Origin of the sequence: Klebsiella sp. (genome assembly GCF_027492335.1) — a bacterium.
GTDB classification, from domain to species: Bacteria; Pseudomonadota; Gammaproteobacteria; order Enterobacterales; family Enterobacteriaceae; genus Klebsiella; species Klebsiella huaxiensis.
This window is the reverse complement of sequence record NZ_JAPUEW010000041.1, coordinates 114,190-130,669: the sequence shown is the minus strand read 5'-3', so window position 1 is coordinate 130,669 and position 16,480 is coordinate 114,190. Positions and strand designations below refer to the sequence as shown.

At 51.5% G+C, this 16,480-nt stretch carries 17 protein-coding genes; 9 read left to right on the top strand and 8 right to left on the bottom strand.

What is annotated here, in order from left to right; translation table 11 throughout:
* Positions 1 to 38 precede the first annotated feature (38 nt).
* Positions 39 to 1,403: an L-serine ammonia-lyase gene (gene sdaA, locus QVF11_RS11440; protein ID WP_287857007.1), complete on the top strand. Its 1,365-nt coding sequence runs from the start codon at positions 39 to 41 to the stop codon at positions 1,401 to 1,403.
* Positions 1,404 to 1,522: 119 nt separating this feature from the next.
* Positions 1,523 to 3,088, top strand: coding sequence for an EAL domain-containing protein (locus QVF11_RS11435; RefSeq protein WP_142514094.1), 1,566 nt, complete (start codon positions 1,523 to 1,525; stop codon positions 3,086 to 3,088).
* Between the two features lie 44 nt (positions 3,089 to 3,132).
* Here QVF11_RS11435 and yoaE read toward each other — a convergent pair whose 3' ends face one another.
* The gene (gene yoaE / locus QVF11_RS11430; protein ID WP_112213313.1) at positions 3,133 to 4,692 is read right to left on the bottom strand and encodes a CNNM family cation transport protein YoaE; all 1,560 of its coding nucleotides are present in this window, start codon (positions 4,690 to 4,692) and stop codon (positions 3,133 to 3,135) included.
* Positions 4,693 to 5,138: 446 nt separating this feature from the next.
* On the opposite strand from yoaE, the gene manX reads away from it, so the two are divergent.
* From manX to mntP, 5 genes are all read left to right on the top strand, one after another.
* Positions 5,139 to 6,110 carry a PTS mannose transporter subunit IIAB gene (gene manX, locus QVF11_RS11425; RefSeq protein WP_112213312.1) on the top strand — a complete coding sequence of 324 codons (972 nt, stop codon included), beginning with the start codon at positions 5,139 to 5,141 and terminating at the stop codon, positions 6,108 to 6,110.
* Between the two features lie 56 nt (positions 6,111 to 6,166).
* Positions 6,167 to 6,967, top strand: a complete 801-nt coding sequence (locus QVF11_RS11420; protein ID WP_110274265.1) for a PTS mannose/fructose/sorbose transporter subunit IIC — start codon at positions 6,167 to 6,169, stop codon at positions 6,965 to 6,967.
* Between the two features lie 12 nt (positions 6,968 to 6,979).
* Positions 6,980 to 7,831 carry a PTS mannose transporter subunit IID gene (locus tag QVF11_RS11415; protein WP_110274266.1) on the top strand — a complete coding sequence of 284 codons (852 nt, stop codon included), beginning with the start codon at positions 6,980 to 6,982 and terminating at the stop codon, positions 7,829 to 7,831.
* A gap of 53 nt (positions 7,832 to 7,884) precedes the next feature.
* Entirely contained in the window at positions 7,885 to 8,343 is a 459-nt protein-coding gene (locus QVF11_RS11410) for a DUF986 family protein (protein WP_112213311.1), read from the top strand.
* A 421-nt stretch (positions 8,344 to 8,764) separates the two neighbouring features.
* Positions 8,765 to 9,331 (top strand): manganese efflux pump MntP, encoded by a 567-nt coding sequence (mntP, locus tag QVF11_RS11405; RefSeq protein ID WP_112213310.1) that lies wholly within the window; start codon positions 8,765 to 8,767, stop codon positions 9,329 to 9,331.
* A 3-nt stretch (positions 9,332 to 9,334) separates the two neighbouring features.
* On the opposite strand, the gene rlmA is transcribed toward mntP, so the two are convergent.
* The 6 genes from rlmA to mgrB all read right to left on the bottom strand — a co-directional run bounded on the left by rlmA (position 9,335) and on the right by mgrB (position 13,630).
* A complete protein-coding gene (gene rlmA / locus QVF11_RS11400; protein WP_287857001.1) occupies positions 9,335 to 10,129 on the bottom strand; it encodes a 23S rRNA (guanine(745)-N(1))-methyltransferase in 795 nt (264 codons plus the stop codon).
* A gap of 61 nt (positions 10,130 to 10,190) precedes the next feature.
* Positions 10,191 to 11,936, bottom strand: coding sequence for a peptidoglycan glycosyltransferase FtsI (ftsI, locus tag QVF11_RS11395; RefSeq protein ID WP_287856999.1), 1,746 nt, complete (start codon positions 11,934 to 11,936; stop codon positions 10,191 to 10,193).
* Positions 11,937 to 12,127: 191 nt separating this feature from the next.
* Positions 12,128 to 12,337, bottom strand: a complete 210-nt coding sequence (gene cspE / locus QVF11_RS11390; protein WP_001062678.1) for a transcription antiterminator/RNA stability regulator CspE — start codon at positions 12,335 to 12,337, stop codon at positions 12,128 to 12,130.
* Positions 12,338 to 12,381: 44 nt separating this feature from the next.
* Entirely contained in the window at positions 12,382 to 12,498 is a 117-nt protein-coding gene (locus tag QVF11_RS11385) for a DUF2627 domain-containing protein (RefSeq protein WP_071530300.1), read from the bottom strand.
* Positions 12,499 to 13,121: 623 nt separating this feature from the next.
* Positions 13,122 to 13,412, bottom strand: a complete 291-nt coding sequence (locus QVF11_RS11380; protein ID WP_112213307.1) for a YebO family protein — start codon at positions 13,410 to 13,412, stop codon at positions 13,122 to 13,124.
* A 74-nt stretch (positions 13,413 to 13,486) separates the two neighbouring features.
* A complete protein-coding gene (mgrB, locus tag QVF11_RS11375; RefSeq protein ID WP_002911375.1) occupies positions 13,487 to 13,630 on the bottom strand; it encodes a PhoP/PhoQ regulatory lipoprotein MgrB in 144 nt (47 codons plus the stop codon).
* 159 nt (positions 13,631 to 13,789) lie between these two features.
* Between mgrB and QVF11_RS11370 the strand changes: the two genes are divergently transcribed.
* A complete protein-coding gene (locus tag QVF11_RS11370; protein ID WP_004122000.1) occupies positions 13,790 to 14,029 on the top strand; it encodes a YobH family protein in 240 nt (79 codons plus the stop codon).
* Between the two features lie 53 nt (positions 14,030 to 14,082).
* Here QVF11_RS11370 and kdgR read toward each other — a convergent pair whose 3' ends face one another.
* Positions 14,083 to 14,874 carry a DNA-binding transcriptional regulator KdgR gene (gene kdgR / locus QVF11_RS11365; protein ID WP_110274273.1) on the bottom strand — a complete coding sequence of 264 codons (792 nt, stop codon included), beginning with the start codon at positions 14,872 to 14,874 and terminating at the stop codon, positions 14,083 to 14,085.
* A 177-nt stretch (positions 14,875 to 15,051) separates the two neighbouring features.
* Here kdgR and QVF11_RS11360 point away from each other — a divergent pair, with 177 nt between their 5' ends.
* A complete protein-coding gene (locus QVF11_RS11360; RefSeq protein WP_287856979.1) occupies positions 15,052 to 16,425 on the top strand; it encodes an MFS transporter in 1,374 nt (457 codons plus the stop codon).
* Positions 16,426 to 16,480 lie beyond the last annotated feature (55 nt).

The window sequence follows — 16,480 nt, the reverse complement described above, 5'->3', positions numbered from 1 at the left end:
GTTACCGCACCCGCGGTAACCCTGTCAGGAGTGTTATCGTGATTAGTATATTCGACATGTTCAAGGTGGGGATCGGTCCCTCATCTTCCCATACTGTAGGGCCGATGAAGGCCGGTAAACAGTTCGTCGATGACCTGGTCGAAAAGGGATTGCTTAATGAAGTGACGCGCGTGGCGGTTGACGTCTACGGCTCACTGTCATTAACCGGCAAAGGCCACCACACAGATATTGCCATCATTATGGGACTGGCAGGCAATCAGCCTGATACGGTCGACATTGACGCAATTCCGGCATTTATCCGCGACGTTGAAGAGCGCGGACGTCTACTGCTGGCGCAAGGGCAGCATGAGGTTGATTTTCCGCAGGATGACGGTATGCGTTTTCGTAGCGATAACCTGCCGCTGCACGAGAACGGCATGACCATTCACGCCTGGGCTGGCGATAAAGAAATCTACAGCAAAACTTATTATTCCATCGGCGGGGGCTTTATCGTCGATGAAGAGCATTTCGGCAAAGAAAATGTTGGTGAAGTCAGCGTCCCATACCCGTTTAAATCCGCGCACGAGATGTTGGGCTACTGTAAAGAAACCGGCATGTCGCTCTCCGGCATGGTGATGCAGAATGAACTGGCACTTCACAGCAAAAAAGAGATAGAAGACTATTTTGCTAATATCTGGCAGACCATGCGCGCCTGTATCGATCGCGGGATGAACACCGAAGGCGTACTGCCTGGCCCGCTGCGCGTTCCTCGCCGCGCTTCTGCGCTGCGGAGGATGCTGGTTGCCAGCGATAAGCTCTCCAACGATCCGATGAACGTGGTGGACTGGGTCAATATGTTCGCGCTGGCGGTCAATGAAGAGAACGCTGCCGGTGGTCGGGTGGTCACCGCGCCGACCAACGGTGCCTGCGGTATTGTTCCGGCGGTGCTGGCCTACTACAACCACTTTATCGAGTCCGTCAGCCCGGATATCTATATTCGCTACTTCCTGGCCTCTGGCGCTATCGGCGCGTTGTATAAGATGAATGCTTCAATTTCCGGTGCAGAAGTTGGCTGTCAGGGTGAAGTCGGCGTGGCCTGCTCAATGGCGGCGGCGGGCCTGGCTGAAATCCTCGGAGCCAGCCCGGAACAGGTTTGCGTGGCGGCAGAAATCGGGATGGAGCATAACCTCGGTCTTACCTGCGACCCGGTAGCCGGACAGGTGCAGGTTCCCTGCATCGAGCGTAATGCGATTGCCTCGGTTAAAGCGATCAACGCCACCCGAATGGCAATGCGCCGAACCAGCGAACCGCGCGTCTCCCTCGATAAAGTCATTGAGACCATGTACGAGACCGGTAAAGACATGAACGCCAAATACCGGGAAACGTCGCGTGGCGGTCTGGCTATCAAAGTTCAGTGCGATTAATAATTATTTAAACGAATGCGTCCGTCTGACGCATTCTTCTTTTTTATCTGTCCCTACTACACTTGCCCAATGGCGGCTGTTACTCTCATTGACACTTTCTAGCCGACAAGGCGTCGCGCATGCAGACTGCACAAAAAGTCATCACGACATACCGCAGGAAACGTATCCTGGTATGTTTGCTCGTGGCGCTATTAACGCTAACAACAACGTTAGTGATTCGATTTATTTCGCAGCGTAGTTTAAATCAGCAGCGCGTCCAGACGAGCACCAATAAAATGGTGGGGGCGATGGATAACATTTTACGCCCCCTCGCCGCTCAGCACACTTCACTGCTTCATCTGGTGAATCAACCCTGTCAGGATGCCCACCTTGCGCTTCGCAAGCTGGCCTCATCGTTGCAAACAGTACGTTCCATTGCGTTGGTCCAGTCGAATATACTCTACTGCTCCAGCATTTTTGGCGAGCGCCATACTCCTGTTCATCAACTACAGCCTGCATTACCGACAAATCATCCCCTGTTAGTCTTCAGCTACGACGCTTCGCTGCTTAAAGGAACCCCGGTACTTATTCAGTGGTATCCTGCCTCGCTTAGCGGTGCTGACGGCGTGCTGCTGCTCATCAATATTGAGCTGTTAGGTGGGTTAATTTTCAATGCAAAATCATCGTTAATTACCGGGATTGGCCTGCAGGTTGGCGAGAAAAGTTTTATCAGCGGTTCGGGTCTGGTAAGCCAGGAGATGTTGCCGGGAGAGCAGATTATCTACCGCCAGCGTTCAACAGAATTTCCTTTTACTATCAACGTTAGCGGCCCCGGAGCCTCGGCGGTCGCCCTTAGCGATCTTCCCAATGAATTACCACTGGCACTAATCCTTAGCATGTTAATGACCGGCATCGCCTGGTTGGCGACGGCGGGACGAATGAGTTTTTCTCGTGAAATTAATCTCGGCATTATTGCGCACGAGTTCGAACTTTGGTGCCAGCCTTTACAAGACCTGCATACCCGAAAGTGCTGTGGAGTTGAGATACTGCTGCGATGGAATAATCCGCGACGAGGGGCTATTTCACCGGATGTTTTTATTCCCATCGCTGAAGGCTATAACCTGATTATCCCCCTCACCCGCTATGTGATTTCACAAACCGCACATAAATTAGCGCTGTTTCCTCAGGACAAACATTTTCACATCGGGATTAACGTCGCCGCCCGCCACTTCGCCAATGGCGAACTGCTGCGCGACCTGCACCGTTACTGGTTTAGCGCGCATCCGGTACAGCAATTGGTTGTCGAACTCACTGAACGTGACGTGCTACAGGATGGCGATCACCATATGGCTGAACACCTGCATTTCAAGGGGGTACAGTTAGCGATTGATGATTTTGGCACCGGCAATAGTTCCCTTTCGTGGCTGGAGAAACTGCGCCCTGATGTGTTGAAAATTGATAAATCTTTCACCAGCGCTATTGGTATCGATAGCGTCAACGCCACGGTGACCGATATGATCATCGCCCTTGCGCGTCGGCTAAAAATTGTCACGATTGCTGAGGGTGTCGAGACCCGGGAGCAAGAGGAGTATCTGCGCAGAAATGGCGTGGATTTATTGCAAGGTTTTTATTATGCCCGCCCGATGCCAATAGACGACTTCCCAGAGTGGTTGGCGGCTGAAAAACACAAAGAGGCATTCACCTAGAGAATACCCTGTCGGCTTCATGATACAGCCGACAGGGTCAACCATTACTCTTCTTCGTCGTTATCCTGGCGTACTTTCACGACCCGCACCAGGTCGACACGGTAGTCGTTGGCTTCGACAATCGTGAACTGCAAAGGCGGCAAATCAAGCACATCACCCGCACGAGGGATATGACCATTGACCGCGATCACCAGCCCGGCAACCGTCGCGATATCTTCATCTTCATCAACCAGGTGATCCAACCCCAGCGCCTGCTGCAACGCATGAACGTCGGTTGAGCCTTTCACCAGCCAGCCATCACCATCAATGACTATTTCCGGGGTTTCGTCAGCGTCCGGGAATTCACCGGCAATCGCCTCCAGCACGTCCAGCGGCGTGACCAGCCCCTGCACCACGCCAAACTCGTTGGTCACGATAACAAAGCTGCCACGAGCACGGCGCAGCACGCCCAACAGGTTTATCGGATCCAACGTTTCCGGAACCACGATCGCCGGAGAAGCCGAGGCCAGCGCGGCAACGTTATCCCCGGCTTCCAGCGCCACCAGCATTTCTTTCGCACGGACGATACCGATGATTTCATCCAGCTCGCCCCGGCACACAGGGAACAAACTGTGCGGTGACGAGAGCAGCTGGCGACGAATTTCCTCTTCGCTCTGCTCGGCGTTCACCCAGCTGATTTCCCCGCGCGGCGTCATGATGCTGCGCAATGAACGCTGCGCAAGGGTTAGGACACCGTTAATCATATAGCGTTCTTCTTCAGCAAACGCGCCTTCCGGTATCGGCACCACGGATGGGTTATCGCTATCGTGCGCCACGACGCTCTGTTTACGACCTCCCATCAGACGCAGGATCGCATCGGCGGTTCGCGCACGCAGCGGCAGCATCGACTGGTGGCGGATAAAGTTACGGCGCGCCACCTGGTTGAAGAATTCGATGGTTATCGAGAAACCAATTGCGGCGTACAGGTACCCCTTCGGTATATGGAAACCAAAACCTTCAGCCACCAGGCTCAGGCCGATCATCAGCAGGAAGCTCAAACAGAGCACGACGACCGTCGGATGCTGGTTGACGAAGCGGGTCAACGGCTTCGAAGCCAATAGCATCACCGCCATCGCAATCACTACCGCCGCCATCATCACCGGCAGATGGTTAACCATCCCGACCGCCGTAATGACAGCATCCAGCGAGAACACGGCGTCAAGCACGACGATTTGCAGTACTACCACCCAGAAACTTGCGTATCCCTTACCATGGCCGGAATCATGCTGGCGGTTTTCCAGCCGTTCGTGCAGTTCGGTGGTCGCCTTAAACAGCAAGAAGATCCCCCCGAGCAGCATGATGAGGTCGCGCCCGGAAAACGCGTAATCGGCAACGCTGAAAAGCGGTTTGGTTAACGTCACCATCCAGGAGATGACCGACAGCAGGCCCAGACGCATAAACAGCGCCAGAGAAAGTCCGATCAAACGCGCTTTATCGCGCTGTTTTGGCGGCAGCTTGTCAGCAAGGATGGCAATAAACACCAGGTTGTCGATACCTAATACGATTTCGAGGACGACCAGCGTCAGCAAGCCAACCCAAATAGAGGGATCCATTAAGAATTCCATGAGCAGCTCCAGTTAACGACAGACATAGTCATCGCTGTGTCATGCACAGACGAGACACTTATTGCTGGTAAAAAAACGTAGCAGATGATGGCGGCAGACGAGTGCCTGAAGGTGAAAAGACGTCGGTGACGATCCATATAGCGGGCTATGCCCTATACTCCTGAGTAATTAAACGGAACGTAAACATATCAAAATATAGAGCTAGATTGGAAAAAATTTACCTGTCTTTGCAATAGCTAAGACTATTTTTTGCGCTGCAAAATAATCCCAAACTTATCCATGATTAGCGGAGCTTCATCACATTAATTATTTTTTCACTGTCTAAAATAATTCGCTGTAGTAATTACTTTATATCTTACACCCCTACTGAATCGATTTTGTTCGCAAGAGTGATTCAGTATGTATCACAACAGATGATGCATTCACGATTATAAAGGAGGTAGCAAGTGACGATTGCTATTGTAATAGGCACACATGGTTGGGCTGCAGAACAGCTGTTGAAAACGGCAGAAATGCTGTTGGGCGAACAGGAAAACGTTGGCTGGATCGATTTCGTTCCTGGCGAAAACGCAGAAACGTTGATTGAGAAGTACAACGCTCAGCTAGCGAAGCTGGATACAGCAAAAGGCGTGTTATTTCTCGTCGATACATGGGGAGGCAGCCCGTTTAACGCAGCTAGCCGCATTGTCGTCGATAAAGAACATTATGAAGTCATCGCGGGTGTAAACATCCCGATGCTGGTGGAAACACTGATGGCGCGCGACGATAACCCGTCGTTCGATGAACTGGTCGCGCTGGCTGTGGAAACCGGTCGTGAAGGCGTGAAAGCACTGAAAGCGAAGCTGGTGGAAAAGGCCGCCCCAGCACCGGTTCAGGCAGCAGCACCGAAAGCGGCAGCACCATTGAAACCAATGGGGCCGAAAGATTACATGGTCATCGGGCTGGCACGCATCGATGATCGTCTGATCCATGGTCAGGTCGCTACCCGCTGGACCAAAGAAACTAACGTTACCCGCATTATCGTCGTCAGCGACGAAGTGGCGGCAGACACCGTGCGTAAAACGCTGCTAACTCAGGTTGCTCCTCCGGGCGTTACCGCCCACGTTGTAGACGTCGCGAAGATGATTCGTGTCTATAACAACCCGAAATACGCAGGCGAACGCATCATGCTGCTGTTTACTAACCCAACTGACGTTGAGCGCGTTGTTGAAGGTGGGGTGAACATCACCACTGTCAACATCGGCGGTATGGCTTACCGTCAGGGCAAAACGCAGGTGAATAACGCTATTTCGGTCGATGAGAAAGATATTGAAGCGTTCAAAAAACTGAATGCTCGCGGTATCGAACTGGAAGCTCGCAAAGTTTCCACAGACCAGAAACTGAAAATGATGGATCTGATCGGTAAGGTGAATAAGTAACCTTACGGACCACAACCCAATTTTCAACTTAAGACTTAATCAACAGGAGAAGTACAATGGAGATTACCCTTCTTCAGATTGTGCTGGTGTTCATCGTCGCGTGTATTGCGGGTATGGAGTCGGTACTTGATGAATTTCAGTTCCACCGTCCGCTGGTGGCCTGTACGCTGATTGGCGCCGTTCTCGGTGATATGAAAACGGGTATCATCATCGGTGGTACCCTGGAAATGATCGCTTTGGGCTGGATGAACATCGGTGCCGCCGTTGCGCCTGATGCCGCTTTAGCGTCAATCATCTCAACCGTTCTGGTTATCGCAGGTCACCAGAGCATTGGCGCTGGTATCGCGCTGGCTATCCCACTGGCAGCAGCAGGCCAGGTTCTGACCATTATCGTTCGTACCATCACCGTTGCTTTCCAGCACGCTGCGGATAAAGCCGCAGAGAGTGGAAACCTGACGGCCATTTCCTGGCTTCACGTTTCGTCTCTGTTCCTGCAGGCCATGCGTATCGCTATCCCTGCGGTTATCGTGGCGATCTCCGTCGGCACCAGCGAAGTACAGGGTCTGCTGAACGCCATTCCTGAAGTGGTAACTGGCGGTCTGAACATCGCAGGTGGCATGATCGTGGTAGTCGGTTACGCGATGGTCATCAACATGATGCGCGCAGGCTACCTGATGCCGTTCTTCTACCTGGGCTTCGTTACCGCTGCATTCACCGATTTCAACCTGGTTGCTCTGGGCGTGATTGGTACAGTAATGGCTGTCCTCTACATCCAACTGAGCCCGAAATATAACCGCGTAGCGGGTGCGCCAGCGCAGGCTGCTGGTAATAACGATCTCGATAACGAACTGGACTAACAGGTGAGCGAAATGGTTGATATGACTAAAAATACCACCGAGAAAAAACTCACTCAGAGTGATATTCGTGGCGTGTTCATTCGTTCTAACCTGTTCCAGGGTTCATGGAACTTCGAACGTATGCAGGCGCTGGGCTTCTGCTTCTCTATGGTACCGGCAATTCGTCGCCTGTATCCGGAGAACAACGATGCGCGTAAACAGGCGATTAAACGTCACCTTGAGTTCTTTAACACCCACCCATACGTTGCCGCGCCGGTTCTCGGCGTAACGCTGGCGATGGAAGAGCAGCGTGCTAACGGCGCAGAAATCGACGATGGTGCCATCAACGGTATCAAAGTTGGTCTGATGGGCCCTCTGGCGGGCGTAGGCGACCCAATCTTCTGGGGCACCGTTCGTCCGGTATTCGCCGCGCTGGGTGCAGGTATCGCGATGAGCGGCAGCCTGCTTGGTCCCCTGCTGTTCTTTATCCTGTTTAACGCAGTACGCCTGCTGACTCGCTATTACGGCGTAGCGTACGGTTACCGTAAAGGTATCGACATCGTTAAAGATATGGGCGGCGGCTTCCTGCAGAAACTGACAGAGGGGGCGTCAATCCTCGGCCTGTTTGTTATGGGAGCGCTGGTTAACAAGTGGACGCACGTGAACATCCCGCTGGTGGTTTCTACCATCACCGGTCAGGATGGTCAGACTCGCGTCACTACCGTGCAGACCATCCTTGACCAGCTGATGCCGGGCCTGGTGCCACTGCTGCTGACCTTCGCTTGTATGTGGCTACTGCGTAAGAAAGTAAACGCCCTGTGGATCATCGTTGGCTTCTTCGTCATCGGTATCGCGGGCTACGCTGTCGGCCTGCTGGGCCTGTAATTATTGTGTTGTGCGCCGGGGGCTTGCCCCCGGCTTTTTTATTTGGAGGATGGATGACAATCACGGACCTGGTGTTAATCCTGTTTATTCTCGTTCTGCTCGCTTTTGCGATTTACGACCAGTTCATTATGCCGCGTCGTAACGGCCCAAGTCTGCTGGCTATCCCCCTGCTCCGCCGCAGTCGTGTTGATGGCATTATTTTCGTCGGCCTTATCGGGATACTGATTTACAACAATATGGCCAACCAGGGCGAACTTATCACCACTTGGTTATTATCTGCCCTGGCATTAATGGGACTGTATCTGTTCTGGATCCGCGCTCCGAAGATCATCTTCAAAAAGAGTGGTTTTTTCTTCGCCAATATCTGGATTGAATATAAGCGAATTAAAGAGATGAATTTATCGGAAGATGGCGTATTGGTGATGCAATTAGAGCAACGCCGTTTACTTATTCGTGTCCGCAATATCGACGACCTGGAGAAGATTTACAAGCTTCTTGTTTCAACTCAATAAGTTATAAATATAGCTCACGCTATATCTCACTATTTCCCAACGGATGATGTATAGCCAGTGCTATATTTCATCCGTCTAATATCCTCATATTTATTAACGAGTCATTTACGCCTAAATTAAAATGAAAATCGTTATCATTTAGTTATCAAAATAACCTAACTCTGTTATTGTTTTATATTCTAAAATTATGTTAAGGTTGCGCCCGTCGTTGGGGAGTAGCCGATTTCCTGCCAGTCAGGAAATGTACGTGTCAACATACTCGTTGCAAAACGTGGCACGTACGGGTTGAAGAGAGTATTCAATCAGGCGAGACCATAGACACATCACTGCTGTACGCAGCGCTTCATCATCAGGATGAGCTGCGTATGCTTACTGGGGGTAGCGATGTGTCATATGGATTATCCCCGGTCAGGACGCTCTAATGAATATTTCCGCTACCATTCTTCTTGCCTTCGGCATGTCCATGGACGCCTTCGCGGCTTCTATCGGTAAGGGCGCGACCCTCCATAAACCCAAATTTTCCGAAGCCCTGCGCACGGGTCTCATCTTTGGCGCTATCGAAACGCTCACCCCGCTCGTCGGTTGGGGTATGGGGATGCTGGCCAGCCAGTTCGTTCTCGAATGGAATCACTGGATTGCCTTCATACTGCTGGTGTTTCTCGGCGGTCGTATGGTTATCGAAGGATTTCGCGGCAACGACGACGAAGAGTGTGAAGCTCCCCGCCGTCACGGTTTCTGGCTGCTGGTCACCACCGCTTTCGCCACCAGTCTCGATGCAATGGCTGTCGGCGTTGGTCTGGCGTTCTTACAGGTCAATATTATCGCCACCGCGCTGGCCATCGGTTGTGCCACGTTGATGATGTCAACGCTGGGCATTATGGTAGGACGCTTTATCGGCCCGCTGCTGGGCAAACGGGCCGAAATACTGGGTGGTATCGTTCTGATTGGCATCGGCGCCCAAATACTCTGGAGCCATTTTGCCGGCTAGCCATCAGACATCGCGCTGCCAGCAGTGAATCGCAAAATCAGTCTGGCAGCTAAATAGTTCCTGCTGACGTAAGGTTTCTCGAACCGCCGGTTTTGCCCGCCACGCAAACGGCGTCATCTGCAGTAACGCTTCTGCCTCACTTCCATTTAGCTGCATTGGATAGGCCACCTGCTGCTGGTGGCATAACGTGAATCCCGTCATCTCTTCCGTGTTCTGCTCATGCAGGCGCACGTCGTCGTAAATTAATCCCTTGAGTTCCAATAAATGACGCGGGCCAGGCGTCGCGGTGATCACCCAGCCGCCGGGCCTGACAACACGCGCCAGTTCTTGAGCATTACACGGGGCATAAATTCGCACGACCGCATCAAGGCTGGCATCGTCAAACGGCAAGCGCTGGCTGGATGCGACGCAAAAATTGACTTGCGGATAACGTTTAGCCGCGGCGCGAATAGCGGATTTAGAAACATCCAGCCCCCAGCTATGGGCGGCAATGGCAGCAAAAGCATGAGTGTAATACCCTTCCCCACAGCCGATATCCAGTAAATCAATCGGAGCGAAGGTTTGCAGATAAGCGCTGATAGCATCTCGCAGAGGTTGATAATGACCCGCATCGAGAAACGCCCGACGGGCCTGCATCATCTCCGCGCTGTCGCCAGGATCGCGAGACCGCTTAAACTGCACCGGCAGCAAATTAACGTAGCCCTCCTTCGCCAGATCGAACTGATGCCGCTGTGGGCAAATATAGCTATTGTCGCGGCGCTCAAGCGGCGCGTGGCAAAGTGGGCAACTGTAAGACATGACAACTCCGGTGTCGCTGAAAGGGCGAAAGTGTAGCGCTATTCGCCCTTTCAGACCACTGTTACAGCGCGGGGGACAAGGCCTCGCCGTTGTGCATTACGATGAGGTTTTCTGAATCCTGCGGCATTCCATCCGGCATAACGTTCTCCAGGCGCAGGACATCGCCCATGATCTGGCTGAATACCGGCGCAGAAACCGCCCCGCCGTAATACGACCCGTTGCTGGGGTCGTTCATCACCACCACCAGCGCAAATTTCGGGTTGCTGGCTGGCGCAACGCCTGCCGTATAAGCGACGTACTTATCAATGTATTTGCCATCGGGACCGATTTTTTTTGCGGTACCTGTTTTTACCGCCACCCGGTAGTCACGTACCGCGGCTTTAGTGCCTCCGCCGCCCGGTAAGGCTACGCTCTCCATCATATGTTCGACTTCATGCACAATCTGTTCTGGCATCACCCGTGTCCCCATAACCGGCGGATCGATGCGAGTGATCGATAGCGGGCGTTCAATGCCGTAGCCACCGATGGTGGCATAAACATGCGCCAGCTGTAGCGGCGTCACCATCAGACCATAGCCAAAAGCAAAGGTCGCCCGGTCCAACTGCCCCCAGTAGCGGCGCTGTGGCATCAGCCCGGCGCTTTCACCGGTCAGCCCTAATCCGGTTGAGTCGCCAAAACCGAACGCTTTATAGGTATCGATGAGATGCTGGACCGGCATGGCCAGAGATAAATGTGAAACGCCGGTATCGCTGGATTTTTGCAGGATACCGGTGAGGGTTAATTCCGGATAATAGCCCACGTCGCGAATTCGATGGCCGTCGAGGATAAACGGATGGGTATCCACCACACTATCCGGCTGAACAATCCCCTGCTGTAGCGCAGTCATGAGCACCAGCGGTTTTACCGTTGAGCCAGGCTCAAAAGTATCGCTTATTGCGCGATTGCGGAAATCATCCAGCTTCGCATCATCGCGATTATTAGGGTTGAAATCCGGATAGCTGGCCATCGACAGAATCTCTCCGGTATCAATCTTAATCAATACTGCTGCGCCTGATTCCGCTTTATTCCAGCGTACGGCATTATCCAGCGCGTCTTCCGTGACCGTTTGCAGTCGTTCATCGATGCTCAACTGCAAATTATGCGCAGGGACGGCCGCAACTTCAGTGATATTTTCGATAACGTTGCCGTGGCGATCTTTACGCACCAGCCGACGCCCTGGCTGACCCATCAGCTGCGCGTTAAAGCTTTTCTCTACTCCTTCAATGCCCTGGTTATCAACATTAGTAAACCCCAGCAGATTCGCGGCAACGTGTCCCGCAGGATAAAAACGTCGCGACTCATCGCGCAGATTGATGCCCGGCAGGTGGAGTTTGTCGATCCATTCCGCCTGCTCTGGGTTTATCTGGCGCGCCAGATAGAGAAAACGCGCATGAGGATGCGATTCAACGCGATGGGCCAGTTCGCTAAGGTTGAGATGTAGAGCCTCGGCCATCGCCTGCCAGCGCGGACCGTATCCTACGCCCCCCTTTTCAAGGGTGGTTTGCGGGTCAATCCAGATAGCACTCACTGGAACGCTAACCGCCAGCGGACGGCCTTCGCGATCGCTAATCATCCCACGTTGAACGTCAACAGGCTCCTCGCGCAAGGAGCGCATATCCTCTTGTTTAACCAGGTTGTCTGGGGAGACAATTTGTAGCCAGCCCACTCGAGCCAATAGCAGCCCAAGACAACTGAGAATCGCCACGCACAGCAACCCAAAACGGATCGGGGTAAAATTGGCGGCTGACTTAATTTTGTTCTTTTGCACCTTAGCTCCATCATTATTTTGCAACCCTCTGATTTAACAGAAAATAAGCAAAAAAGACTGCTAAACAATGCGAATAAGGGTGTTGTTTTGCAACAAAGCACAACGAAGGGTGGGAAATAGAAACGTTTTGCAATAGAAACTAAAAAGCCCCGCACAGGCGAGGCTTTCTTACAAGATTCAGTGGTCTTGAATCAGATAGCAGTTACGTTAACTGCTGCTGGACCTTTCTGGCCGTCCTGAATTTCGAACTCAACGTTCTGGCCTTCAGCCAGAGTTTTGAAGCCGTTACCCTGGATTGCAGAGAAGTGTACGAACACATCTTTGCTGCCATCAGCAGGAGTAATGAAACCAAAACCTTTAGACTCGTTGAACCACTTAACTTGACCTTTAATCTTTGCCATTTGCAAAATTCCTTAGACTGTTTTCTTTCTTCGCCCTTAGGCGCTTACATAGATAAAACTGACACATAACTGCATGAGGCACTAATATAAGGTTCGGCAGAGAAGCGGTATTCAACGACAACGTGTTTACTCAGGACTTCTTTACTGAAAATGCCACACATAAACAGAACTGTACCTCGTTTAACCCGAACGGTGTTATCACATACAACGTAAATAATGGCAAGCCATTTTTAGGCGGGTCTCGATCGCTCGCACAGATTATAAGGTAATCATTTGATCATCTGCACATTTATGCGTCTTACCTCCTACAGCCGAATCCTTCACTGTCATACGGTTCCAGCAATAACACATCCCCCACAACTGCAACTTTTTCGCCATAGCTCAACGACTTCAGAGTGTTGTCATCGGTTCGCATACGAACTGCCAATTTTAGGGGTATACAAAGAAAACTGCATAATGATGCACATAAAAGCTCATATCGATAGTTGAAAATTCGCGTTAACTATGCGCACTCCATAATAATGAAACGCGTTAATTGAAGTGCTCAAAATATTGTCTACATTGCACGATAATAATGAAGTATTGATGACATGATGTTTGTTCTGGCAATTGACCCACATCATAATTCTTTTATTTGCGTATCTAAACAAATCACGGAAACATGCGAATGAAATCATATCTTAACCGTTCAGACTGGCGCTGAAAACGGATAAATAGATAAGGATAAGTTATAGCCGGGTGATATGCAGGCGCACACCGCAGTGGTGCACACCTGTCAGTCGGATTACCGTTCTGCGACAAGGCGAATGAAGTCGTCGTCGCCTTTTCCCTTCTCAACTGTAGAAGGCTCGGCAATGTCCTCTTTCTCAGGTTCATTGGCTTCACACAGACGGCGGAGCAATGCATTTTGCCGCTTTTGCTGATCCAGCAAGGCTTGCAGCAGAGCAATCTGCTCATTGGCGCGCGAGCTGGCGCGATTAACAAAAAACCACAACAACAGGCCGACAAGCAACAGCACAACCGACAATGCTACTGACGCCAGATTTACGATCCCAGGATTTAATAACTCACTCATTTCACCACCTCAAAGAGAAGGCGTTCATTCTACCACCCACGCAGCAGAAGAAAATCAGTCATATTAAAAATGTCTTACCAGGGTATAAACTTGTTGATAGTGCAGATGCCGCTGAAGAACTGTACATCCTGATCGCACATTACGTTAAGCATCTGAGTCCATAGCAGTAAACAACCCGCGATGATAACTATCAGCAAAACCCACCGTAATTTTTTCACTCCACTCTCCGCATCAGAATCAGATGTCGCCAGGATAACATGACCTTCTTAAACCGCGGCTAACTGTAATACGAAAGGCAAGTTTAGGAATCATAGACTTGTATCAACTCGTGTTCATGACAAAATAAACGCAAGGATAATACAAATAATGAGGCAACAATGCGATTGATCATACGTACCATTGTGGTGCTGGCTATCTTGTGGATCGGCGTATTATTAAGCGGTTACGGCGTATTAATGGGCAGTAGTGAGAATGCCGGAGGACTAGGGTTGCAATGTAAATATCTTACGGCTCGCGGCATAAGTACCGCACAGTATGTTCATTCCAGTAGCGGTATTATCGGCATTACCGATTGCCCTATACTGCGAAAAAGCGCCACGGTCGTTGATAACGGTTAGTCATGGTTCGGGCTACAATGTCAGTAGCCCGAATTTACAACGATTAAGACCTGTCAAAACGGATAATCGTTGTAACCCATCTGCTCAGAAATCTTACGTGCTGCCGTGTGCAGCATCTCAACATACTCGTTCAAACGCTCTTCAGAAAAACGCAGCGTCGGGAAAGAGATGCTCAGGCCAGCAATAACCACGCCAAAGCGGTCGAAAACCGGCACGCCAATACAGCGCAACCCTTCTTCCTGCTCTTCGTTATCTTCGCCATAACCCTGTTCACGGACCTTATCCAGAACCGATAACAACTCTTCAGTACTGGTGATGGTGCGGTCAGTGCTGCGCTTGTACTCTACGCCTTCGAGAATCTGCTCAACTTCTGCGCGATCGCGCCACGCCAGCAGAACTTTACCGATAGCGGTACTGTACAGGGGGTTGCGGCGACCAATGCGCGAATACATGCGCAAGTTGTACATTGAGTCGATTTTATGGATGTAGACAATACTGTCTTCGTCCAGAGCACCCAGGTGGACCGTCTCTTTCGTCAGGCGAGAAAGTTCGCGCATCTGAATATCCGCACTACGGACCAGATCAACATTCTGCAATGCCCGCGCGCCCAATTCGAACAGCTTCAGGGTCAGGGAATATTTCTCAGACTCGCCTTCTTGTGCCACATATCCCAACGATTTCATGGTCTGCAAAAAGCGATAAACGGTGCTTTTTGACATCATGACGCGCTGGGACAGTTCGGTAATGCCAATTTCACGCTCTTCGCCAAGCGCCTGCAAAATGCCAAAAACCTTCAACACCGAAGAGACAGAATCTGGCTGTTTATCCAAATCTGCAACTGCCATTTATCACCTCATCGCAACTGTTTTATAAAAATTAGAACCGGTTTTTATTATAAATTCGCATCCCAATACCCGCAATCGTTCTTCTGCCTATTCGTTACAAATCTGCGACATGCCGCTGAATAATCAATGCTAAAATTATTGTCCAGTAAATAGTTTTCACTAAGACATAGATTTCACATGGATAAAAACACTTCCGATGGGCTGCCGTTACCGCAGCGTTACGGCGCAATTCTGACCATTGTATTAGGTTTGACGATGGCGGTACTGGATGGTGCTATCGCCAACGTGGCGCTGCCGACAATCGCCAGCGATTTAAATGCTTCTCCGGCATCGTCTATTTGGATAGTTAATGCCTATCAAATTGCCATCGTTATCGCCTTACTACCGCTCTCTTTTCTCGGCGATATGGTCGGCTACCGACGCATTTATAAGATTGGACTGGTAGTCTTTACCTTCACCTCTCTCGCCTGCGCGCTCTCCAGTAGTCTGGAAATGTTGACTCTGGCACGCGTCGCGCAGGGTCTTGGCGGCGCTGCGCTGATGAGCGTCAATACCGCACTGATTCGTCTGATATATCCCCAGCGCTTCCTTGGCCGCGGAATGGGGATCAACTCTTTTGTCGTGGCGGTATCTTCCGCGGCAGGGCCGACAATTGCCGCAGCGATTCTCTCCGTAGCCTCCTGGCAATGGCTGTTCCTGATTAACATTCCGCTGGGCATTATTTCGCTGGTCCTCGCAATGCGCTATCTGCCTGTCAACGCCGGGCGGAGTAAAATTACCCGCTTTGATCTGCCCAGTGCAATTATGAATGCGCTGACTTTTGGCCTGCTGATTACTGCCCTCGGCGGCTTTGCCCAGGGCCAGTCTACACAACTGGTTCTGGCTGAGGTCGTGGCGATGCTGATCGTTGGATTCTTTTTTGTTCGTCGTCAACTCCAGATGCCGGTCCCCTTGCTACCCGTTGATCTGCTGCGCATTCCGCTGTTTTCGCTTTCGATTTGTACCTCTATCTGCTCCTTCTGTGCCCAGATGCTGGCGATGGTTTCGCTGCCGTTTTTCCTGCAATCCGTGATGGGGCGCAGTGAGGTAGAAACCGGTCTGCTCCTGACGCCGTGGCCGCTGGCCACAATGGTGATGGCACCGCTGGCAGGGTATTTGATTGAGAGAGCCCATGCTGGCCTGCTGGGCGCAATTGGCCTGATTGTGATGGCCTGTGGTCTGTTCGGTCTCGCTTTACTGCCCTCTTCCCCTTCGGACCTGGATATCATCTGGCGAATGGCGCTCTGTGGCGCAGGTTTTGGTCTGTTCCAGTCACCAAACAACCATACGATTGTGTCGTCAGCCCCTGCCCATCGCAGCGGTGGCGCGAGTGGGATGTTAGGTACTGCACGCCTGCTGGGGCAGAGCACCGGCGCGGCGCTGGTCGCATTGCTGTTTAACCTGCTGGGGAATAGCGGAACCCACACCGCACTTCTGCTGGCCGGCACGCTTGCCGTTGTTGCTGCCGCCGTCAGCGGCCTTCGCGTCACGCAGCCCCGCGCCAGACTGTAAGCCGCAACCAAAACCAGGCATAAAAAAATCCGCAGCCCGAAGGTTGCGGATTTTT

Bases quoted from the DNA above. Each gene is read 5' to 3' on its own strand.
- QVF11_RS11435 (WP_142514094.1), top strand. From the start codon at position 1,523: ATGCAGACTGCACAAAAAGTCATCACGACATACCGCAGGAAACGTATC.
- yoaE (WP_112213313.1), bottom strand. From the start codon at position 4,692: ATGGAATTCTTAATGGATCCCTCTATTTGGGTTGGCTTGCTGACGCTG.
- QVF11_RS11420 (WP_110274265.1), top strand. From the start codon at position 6,167: ATGGAGATTACCCTTCTTCAGATTGTGCTGGTGTTCATCGTCGCGTGT.
- QVF11_RS11415 (WP_110274266.1), top strand. From the start codon at position 6,980: ATGGTTGATATGACTAAAAATACCACCGAGAAAAAACTCACTCAGAGT.
- QVF11_RS11410 (WP_112213311.1), top strand. From the start codon at position 7,885: ATGACAATCACGGACCTGGTGTTAATCCTGTTTATTCTCGTTCTGCTC.
- mntP (WP_112213310.1), top strand. From the start codon at position 8,765: ATGAATATTTCCGCTACCATTCTTCTTGCCTTCGGCATGTCCATGGAC.
- rlmA (WP_287857001.1), bottom strand. From the start codon at position 10,129: ATGTCTTACAGTTGCCCACTTTGCCACGCGCCGCTTGAGCGCCGCGAC.
- cspE (WP_001062678.1), bottom strand. From the start codon at position 12,337: ATGGCAAAGATTAAAGGTCAAGTTAAGTGGTTCAACGAGTCTAAAGGT.
- QVF11_RS11385 (WP_071530300.1), bottom strand. From the start codon at position 12,498: ATGTGTGGCATTTTCAGTAAAGAAGTCCTGAGTAAACACGTTGTCGTT.
- QVF11_RS11380 (WP_112213307.1), bottom strand. From the start codon at position 13,412: ATGAGTGAGTTATTAAATCCTGGGATCGTAAATCTGGCGTCAGTAGCA.
- QVF11_RS11370 (WP_004122000.1), top strand. From the start codon at position 13,790: ATGCGATTGATCATACGTACCATTGTGGTGCTGGCTATCTTGTGGATC.
- kdgR (WP_110274273.1), bottom strand. From the start codon at position 14,874: ATGGCAGTTGCAGATTTGGATAAACAGCCAGATTCTGTCTCTTCGGTG.
- QVF11_RS11360 (WP_287856979.1), top strand. From the start codon at position 15,052: ATGGATAAAAACACTTCCGATGGGCTGCCGTTACCGCAGCGTTACGGC.